Source organism: Pseudomonas sp. zfem004, from assembly GCF_032621715.1.
Lineage (GTDB): Bacteria > Pseudomonadota > Gammaproteobacteria > Pseudomonadales > Pseudomonadaceae > Aquipseudomonas > Aquipseudomonas sichuanensis.
This window is the reverse complement of record NZ_JAVYJF010000029.1, coordinates 77,450-85,472: the sequence shown is the minus strand read 5'-3', so window position 1 is coordinate 85,472 and position 8,023 is coordinate 77,450. Positions and strand designations below refer to the sequence as shown.

Here is an 8,023-nt window from a genome sequence, read left to right as displayed (position 1 = left end):
GCACTCCGAATAGGCACCCTGTGAAAGCTTAGGGGCTGACACAGGGTGAGGCGGGGGTAGCCATTTCATTATCTGTTTCGGGCCAGTTACTCCTGCAAGTTCATCACTGTCCGCCTTGTTGGTCCGACGCGGTTTCAGCGTGGGCGTTGTCGCCGCTGCACATGACTCAAGACATGCACCAAGGCAGGCGCCGGTACTTTCACAGGAATGATTGGCCCGAAACAAACTGTGGGAGCTGGCTTGCCAGCGATGCGCCGCGCGGGCGGCGCTCGATCTCAAAGCCAACAAACACCTGAAGGCGAATACCCCAAACCAAAAAATCTACCCAAGGGGACTAGCCATCGAATAGGTTGTACGATAACTTACCTCCAACGCAGAACAACACCCTTCACCCAAGCGCCACAGGATGCCTACAACAATGACTCCACAAGAACTGCAATCCATCCTCTCCCACGGCCTGCTGTCTTTCCCGGTCACCGACTTCGACGCCCAGGGCGACTTCAACCCTGCCGGCTACGTCAAGCGCCTGGAATGGCTGGCCCCCTATGGCGCAAGCGCACTGTTCGCCGCCGGCGGCACCGGTGAGTTCTTCTCCCTGGCCGCCAGCGAGTACAGCCAGGTGATCAAGACCGCAGTCGACACCTGCGCCACCTCGGTACCGATCCTCGCCGGTGTCGGCGGCTCGACCCGCCAGGCCATCGAATACGCCAAGGAAGCCGAGCGCCTGGGCGCCAAAGGCCTGCTGCTGCTGCCGCACTACCTCACCGAAGCCAGCCAGGACGGCGTTGCCGCCCACGTCGAAGCAGTGTGCAAATCAGTGAACATCGGTGTGGTGGTGTACAACCGTAACGTCTGCCGCCTCAATGCCGACCTGCTGGAAAAGCTCGCCGAGCGCTGCCCGAACCTGATCGGCTACAAGGATGGCCTGGGCGATATCGAGCTGATGGTGTCGATCCGTCGCCGCCTGGGTGATCGTTTCAGCTACCTGGGTGGCCTGCCCACCGCCGAGGTGTATGCTGCCGCCTACAAGGCCCTCGGTGTGCCGGTTTACTCCTCGGCGGTGTTCAACTTCGTGCCCAAGACCGCGATGGACTTCTACCACGCCATCGCCCGTGACGATCACGCCACCGTCGGCAAGCTGATCGACGACTTCTTCCTGCCGTACCTGGACATCCGCAACCGCAAGGCCGGCTACGCCGTGAGCATCGTCAAGGCCGGTGCCAAGATCGCCGGCTACGACGCAGGCCCGGTGCGCACGCCGCTGACCGACCTGACCGCGCAAGAGTACGAGATGCTCGCCGCGCTGATGGACAAGATGGGGCCACAGACGCTGTAAGCCCCGATCGCCGACAAACCGGTTCCCACAGGGGCCGGCTTGTCGGCAATGGGCCGCAACGCGGTCCAGCGCCCTGCCCTGGCGCCAAACACAATCTGAAAGCCCGCACAAAAATAACTAGTGGGAGTAAGCAGCATGCAAGCGACGAAAAAGACGCATGTGCGCTACCTGATCCTGTTGATGCTGTTCCTGGTGACCACCATCAACTACGCCGACCGCGCCACCATCGCCATCGCCGGCTCCAGCCTGCAAAAAGACCTTGGCATCGACGCGGTCACCCTCGGCTACATCTTCTCCGCCTTCGGCTGGGCCTACGTGGCCGGGCAAATCCCCGGTGGCTGGCTGCTCGACCGCTTCGGCTCGAAGAACGTCTACGCCTTCAGCATCTTCACCTGGTCGCTGTTCACCCTGCTGCAAGGTTTCGTCGGCGGTCTGCCGGTGGCCTGGGCGGTCGTGACCTTGTTCACCCTGCGCTTCCTGGTCGGTTTCGCCGAAGCCCCGTCGTTCCCGGGTAACGCCCGTGTCGTTGCGGCCTGGTTCCCAACCCAGGAGCGCGGCACCGCCTCGGCGATCTTCAACTCGGCGCAGTACTTCGCCACCGCCCTGTTCGCCCCGATCATGGGCTGGATCGTGTTCACCTTTGGCTGGGAGCACGTGTTCGTGGTGATGGGTGCCCTGGGCATCGTGTTCTCCGCAGTGTGGATGAAGACCATCTACAACCCGCGCCAGCACCCGCGCATCAGCGCCGAAGAACTCGAGCACATCGAGAACAACGGCGGCCTGGTGGACATGGACCAGAAGCGCGGCAACGACGGTCCAAAATGGGGCTACATCAAGCAGCTGCTGACCAGCCGCATGCTGCTGGGCGTGTACCTGGGCCAGTACTGCATCAACGCCATCACCTACTTCTTCCTCACCTGGTTCCCGGTGTACCTGGTGCAGGAACGCGGCATGACCATTCTCAAGGCCGGTTTCATCGCCTCGTTGCCGGCGATCTGCGGTTTCATCGGTGGCGTGCTCGGCGGTGTGCTGTCGGACTGGCTGCTGCGCCGCGGCAACTCGCTGACCTTCTCGCGCAAGCTGCCGATCGTCTGTGGCCTGTTGCTGTCGACCACCATGGTGTTCTGCAACTACGTCGACGCCGAATGGATGGTGGTGGGCTTCATGACCCTGGCCTTCTTCGGCAAAGGCATCGGCGCGCTGGGCTGGGCCGTGGTGGCCGACACCTCGCCCAAGCAGATCGCCGGCCTGTCGGGTGGTTTGTTCAACACCTTCGGCAACATCGCCTCGATCACCACACCGATCGTCATCGGCTACATCATCAGTGCTACCGGTTCGTTCAAGTGGGCGCTGGTGTACGTCGGCGCCAACGCCCTGGTGGCGGTGTTCAGCTACCTGGTGATCGTCGGCCCGATCAAGCGCATCGAGCTCAAGGACGGCCCAAAGGAAGAACCCGCGCCAACCGCTGAACTGGCAGGTTCGCGCCACTGAGTGAAAGCCCCCGGCGCCCGTGCATGTGGCGCCGGCGGCCGTATGAACGCCTGAGAGAAATAACCAGAAGGGCCTGACCATGCAGTTGATCGAACATTCCGAGTCGCCCCGCTACGTCCGCCTGCACGATGACGACAACGTCGTGGTGGTGGTGAACGACGGCGGCCTGGGCGAAGGCGCCCGTTTCGCCGACGGCCTGACCTTGGTCGAAGGCGTGCCGCAGAGTCACAAGGTGGCCACCGTCGATATCCAGCCCGGTGCCCCTGTGCGCCGCTACGGCCAAGTCATCGGCTACGCCCGCGAATTGCTGCGGCAAGGCAGCTGGGTCAAGGAAGATCAGCTGGACATGCCGGCTGCGCCCGAGCTCGACAGCCTGCCGCGCTGCGACGCCGTGCCCGCCGCCCTGCCGCCCCTCGAAGGCTTCACCTTCGAGGGCTACCGCAACGCCGACGGCACCGTCGGCACCCGCAACATCCTCGGCATCACCACCACCGTGCAGTGCGTGACCGGTGTGCTCGATCACGCGGTCAAGCGCATCCGCACCGAGCTGCTGCCCAAGTACCCCAACGTCGATGACGTGGTCGCCCTCACCCACAGCTACGGCTGCGGCGTGGCGATCAACGCCCGCGACGCCTACATCCCGATCCGCACCGTGCGCAACCTGGCGCGCAACCCCAACCTGGGCGGCGAAGCGCTGGTGATCAGCCTGGGCTGCGAAAAACTCCAGGCCGGCCAGGTAATGCACGACAACGACCCCTCGGTGGACCTCAGCGAGCCGTGGCTGTATCGCCTGCAGGACGCCTCGCTGGGCTTCGTCGAGATGATCGAGCAGATCATGCAACTGGCCGAAACCCGTCTGAAAAAACTCGACCAGCGCCGCCGCGAGACGGTACCGGCCAGCGAGCTGATCCTCGGCATGCAGTGCGGCGGCAGCGATGCGTTTTCCGGCATCACCGCCAACCCGGCGCTGGGCTATGCCGCCGACCTGCTGGTGCGCGCCGGGGCCACGGTACTGTTCTCGGAAGTCACCGAAGTGCGCGACGCCATCTACATGCTCACCTCCCGCGCCGAAACGCCAGAGGTGGCCGAAGCGCTGGTGCGCGAGATGGACTGGTACGACCGCTACCTGCAACAGGGCGCCGCCGACCGCAGCGCCAATACCACGCCGGGAAACAAGAAAGGCGGATTGTCGAACATCGTCGAGAAGTCCCTGGGCTCGATCGTGAAGTCCGGCAGCGGCGCCATCCAGGGCGTGCTCGGCCCGGGCGAGCGGGTGACGCGCAAGGGCCTGATCTTCTGCGCCACCCCGGCCAGCGATTTCGTCTGCGGCACCCTGCAGCTGGCCGCCGGCATGAACCTGCACGTGTTCACCACCGGGCGCGGCACGCCCTACGGCCTGGCCATGGCGCCGGTGGTCAAGGTGTGCACCCGCACCGAGCTGGCCCAGCGCTGGCCCGACCTGATCGACATCGACGCCGGGCGCATCGCCACCGGCCGCTCGAGCATCGAGGAGCTGGGCTGGGAGCTGTTCCGCTATTACCTGGACGTGGCCAGCGGCCGCAAGCAGACCTGGGCCGAGCAGCACGGGCTGCACAACGACATCACCCTGTTCAACCCGGCCCCGATTACCTGATGCGCCCCTGCGGGAGCGGGTTCACCCGCGAACACCGGCGAAGCCGGTGCCATGCACCGTGTCGCCTGTTTCGCGGGTAAACCCGCTCCCACAGCGGCCAAGCAAACCTGCCCCAATAGCACTCTTCCTTCAGCGACTACAGGAGCACCCCATGCCTGAGATCCTCGGCCACAACTTCATCGCAGGCCAACGCAGCGCCGCCGGCACCCAGCGCCTGCAGAGCCTGGACGCCACCAGCGGCGAAGCCCTGCCCTACAGCTTTGCCCAAGCCACCGAAAGCGAAGTCGACCAGGCCGCCAGCGCCGCCAAGGCTGCCTTCGCCGAGTTCCGCCAACTGCCCCCGGCACGCCGCGCTGAATTCCTCGACGCTATCGCCGCCGAGCTTGACGAGCTGGACGACAGCTTCGTCGCCATCGTCTGCCGTGAAACCGCCCTGCCCGCCGCCCGCATCCAGGGCGAACGTGGCCGTACCAGCGGCCAGATGCGCCTGTTCGCCCAGGTGCTGCGCCGCGGCGACTACCTTGGTGCACGCATTGACCTGGCCCTGCCCGAGCGCCAGCCGCTGCCACGGGTCGACCTGCGCCAGATGCACATCGGCGTCGGCCCGGTGGCGGTGTTCGGTGCCAGCAACTTCCCGCTGGCCTTCTCCACCGCCGGTGGCGACACCGCCGCCGCCCTGGCCGCCGGCTGCCCGGTGGTGTTCAAGGCCCACAGCGGCCACATGGCCACCGCCGACCTGGTCGGCTGCGCCATCGAGCGCGCCGCCGCACGCACGGGCATGCCCAAGGGCGTGTTCAACATGGTCTTCGGTGGCGGTGTCGGCGAATGGCTGGTCAAGCACCCAGCTATCCAGGCCGTCGGTTTCACCGGTTCGCTCAAAGGCGGTGACGCCCTGTGCCGCATGGCCGCAGAACGCCCGCAGCCGATCCCGGTATTCGCCGAGATGTCCAGCATCAACCCGGTAATTATCCTGCCTGGCGCCCTGGCCAAGCGTGGCGAGGCCATCGCCCGTGAGCTGGCCGGTTCGGTATGCATGGGTGCAGGCCAGTTCTGCACCAACCCGGGCATGGTCATCGGCCTGCAATCGCCGCAGTTCAGCCAACTGCTGGCTGACCTCGGCCAGCACCTGGACGCCCAGGCCGGCCAGACCATGCTCAATGCGGGCGGCCTGCGCAGCTACGTTGGCGGCCTGGAACACCTGCACGCCCACGCCGGCATCCAGCACCTGGCCGGCCAGGCCCAAGAAGGCAGCCAGGCCCGCGCCCAGCTGTTCAAGGCCGACGCCCGCCTGCTGGTGGAGTCCGACCCGCTGCTGCAGGAAGAAGTGTTCGGCCCGACCACCGTGGCCGTGGAAGTCACCGGCAACGAGCAACTGCGCGCCGCCCTGCTCGGCCTGCGTGGTCAGCTCACCGCCACGCTGATTGGCGAGCCGGAGGACTTCGAAGCCTTCGCCTGGCTGGTGCCGCTGCTGGAGGAGAAAGTCGGCCGCATCCTGGTCAACGGTTACCCGACCGGTGTCGAGGTGTGCGATGCGATGGTCCACGGCGGCCCTTACCCGGCCACCTCCGATGCCCGTGGCACCTCGGTCGGCACCCTGGCCATCGACCGTTTCCTGCGCCCGGTGTGCTACCAGAACTACCCGCAGGCGCTGCTGCCTGAAGCCCTGCGCGACGGCAACCCGCTGGGGCTGCGCCGCCTGGTCAATGGCCAGTGGAGCGACGCGGCGATCTGATCAGCTGGATGCAATGCAGATAAATCAAATGGGGCCGCTCTGCGGCCCTTCGCGGGTAAGCCCACTCCCACAGGTACTGCAAGCGCAAATCCTGTGGGAGCGGGCTTACCCGCGAAGGGCTGCGGAGCAGCCCCATTGGTTTAGATCCAGCAGCGTTGGCGATCAGGCGATCGCCGCGTCCACCAGCACCTGGGCTTCTTCCACCAGGCGCTTGAGGTGCGCCTCGTCGATGAAGCTTTCGGCGTAGATCTTGTAGATGTCCTCGGTGCCGGACGGCCGCGCGGCGAACCAGCCGTTGGCGGTCATCACTTTCAGGCCGCCGATGGCCTGGTTGTTGCCCGGGGCATGGCTGAGGATCTGCTCGATCGGCTCACCGGCCAGCTCGGTGGACTTGACCTGCTCCGGCGCCAGCTTGCTCAGCGCCGCCTTCTGCCGCAAGTCGGCCTTGGCCTCGACACGGGTCGCGAAGGGTTTGCCCAGTTTTGCGGTGAGATCGGCGTAGATCTGGCTCGGATTACGGCCCGTACGGGCGGTCATCTCGGCGGCCAGCAAGGCCGGGATCAGGCCGTCCTTGTCAGTGGCCCAGACCGAGCCGTCCTTACGCAGGAACGAGGCACCGGCGCTTTCTTCGCCACCGAAGCCCAAGGAGCCGTCGAACAGGCCCGGGGCAAAGAACTTGAAGCCCACCGGCACTTCGTACAGCTCACGGCCCAGCGCGGCAGTGACGCGGTCGATCAGGCCGCTGGAGACCACGGTCTTGCCGACGGCCGCGTCTTTGCGCCACTGCGGGCGGTTGCGGTACAGGTAGTCGATGGCCACGGCCAGGTAGTTGTTCGGTTGCAGCAGGCCGTCGGCGGTGACGATACCGTGGCGGTCGTGGTCCGGGTCGCAGGCGAAGGCCACGTCAAAACGCTCGCGCAGGCCGATCAGGCCCTGCATGGCATACGGCGAGGACGGGTCCATGCGGATCTGGCCGTCCCAGTCGACGCACATGAAGCGGAACGTCGGGTCGACCTCGGTGTTCACCACTTCCAGGTTCAGCTGGTAGCGCTCGGCGATGGCCGACCAGTAGCGCACTCCGGCACCGCCCAGCGGGTCGACGCCCAGGCGCAGGTTGGCGCCGCGGATCACGTCGAAGTCGATGACGTTTTCCAGGTCGGCGACATAGCTGCTCACGTAGTCATGCCGCTGGGTGGTCGCGGCCTCGAGTGCCTGCTGGTAGTCCATACGTTTGACCCCGGCCAGGTTGGCCGCCAGCAGTTCGTTGGCCTTGGCCTCGATCCACTTGGTCACGTCGCTGTCGGCCGGGCCGCCATTGGGTGGGTTGTACTTGAAGCCGCCGCTCTGTGGCGGGTTGTGCGACGGCGTGATGACGATGCCGTCAGCCAGTTGCTGTGTACGGCCACGGTTGTGGCAGAGGATGGCGTGGGACACCGCGGGCGTTGGGGTGTACTCGTCGTCCTTGCTCAGCCGTACCTGCACGCCGTTGGCGGCCAGCACTTCCAGCGCGCTGGCGGCGGCCGGGGCGGACAGCGCGTGGGTGTCGGCGCCGATGAACAGCGGGCCGTCGATGCCCTTTTCCTGGCGGTACAGGCAGATGGCCTGGGTGATGGCCAGCACGTGATGCTCGTTGAAGCTCAGCTCGAACGAGCTGCCCCGGTGCCCCGAGGTGCCGAAGGCCACGCGCTGGGCCGCCACGGCGGCGTCGGGGCGGCCGGTGTAGTAGGCGGTCAACAGCCGGGGAATATCGACCAGCACGCTGGCCGGAGCCAGCTTGCCTGCCAAAGGACTGAGCGTCATGCAAAACCTCGAAAGCAACGAATGTTGGGGT

General features: G+C 65.8%; 5 protein-coding genes. 4 read left to right on the top strand and 1 reads right to left on the bottom strand.

The features are described from left to right. Positions 1–418: 418 nt before the first annotated feature. The 4 genes from kdgD (at position 419) to RTH46_RS23765 (ending at position 6,192) form a co-directional block, all read left to right on the top strand. On the top strand, positions 419–1,336 hold the full coding sequence (gene kdgD, locus RTH46_RS23780; RefSeq protein ID WP_153787938.1) for a 5-dehydro-4-deoxyglucarate dehydratase: 918 nt from the start codon (positions 419–421) through the stop codon (positions 1,334–1,336). A 135-nt stretch (positions 1,337–1,471) separates the two neighbouring features. Then, on the top strand, positions 1,472–2,827 hold the full coding sequence (locus RTH46_RS23775) for an MFS transporter (RefSeq protein WP_153787939.1): 1,356 nt from the start codon (positions 1,472–1,474) through the stop codon (positions 2,825–2,827). A 79-nt stretch (positions 2,828–2,906) separates the two neighbouring features. Beyond that, positions 2,907–4,460 carry a galactarate dehydratase gene (gene garD / locus RTH46_RS23770; protein WP_316906787.1) on the top strand — a complete coding sequence of 518 codons (1,554 nt, stop codon included), beginning with the start codon at positions 2,907–2,909 and terminating at the stop codon, positions 4,458–4,460. 151 nt (positions 4,461–4,611) lie between these two features. After that, positions 4,612–6,192: an aldehyde dehydrogenase (NADP(+)) gene (locus tag RTH46_RS23765; RefSeq protein WP_410478598.1), complete on the top strand. Its 1,581-nt coding sequence runs from the start codon at positions 4,612–4,614 to the stop codon at positions 6,190–6,192. Positions 6,193–6,354: 162 nt separating this feature from the next. On the opposite strand, the gene pgm is transcribed toward RTH46_RS23765, so the two are convergent. Then, positions 6,355–7,992, bottom strand: a complete 1,638-nt coding sequence (pgm, locus tag RTH46_RS23760) for a phosphoglucomutase (alpha-D-glucose-1,6-bisphosphate-dependent) (protein WP_153787942.1) — start codon at positions 7,990–7,992, stop codon at positions 6,355–6,357. Positions 7,993–8,023 lie beyond the last annotated feature (31 nt).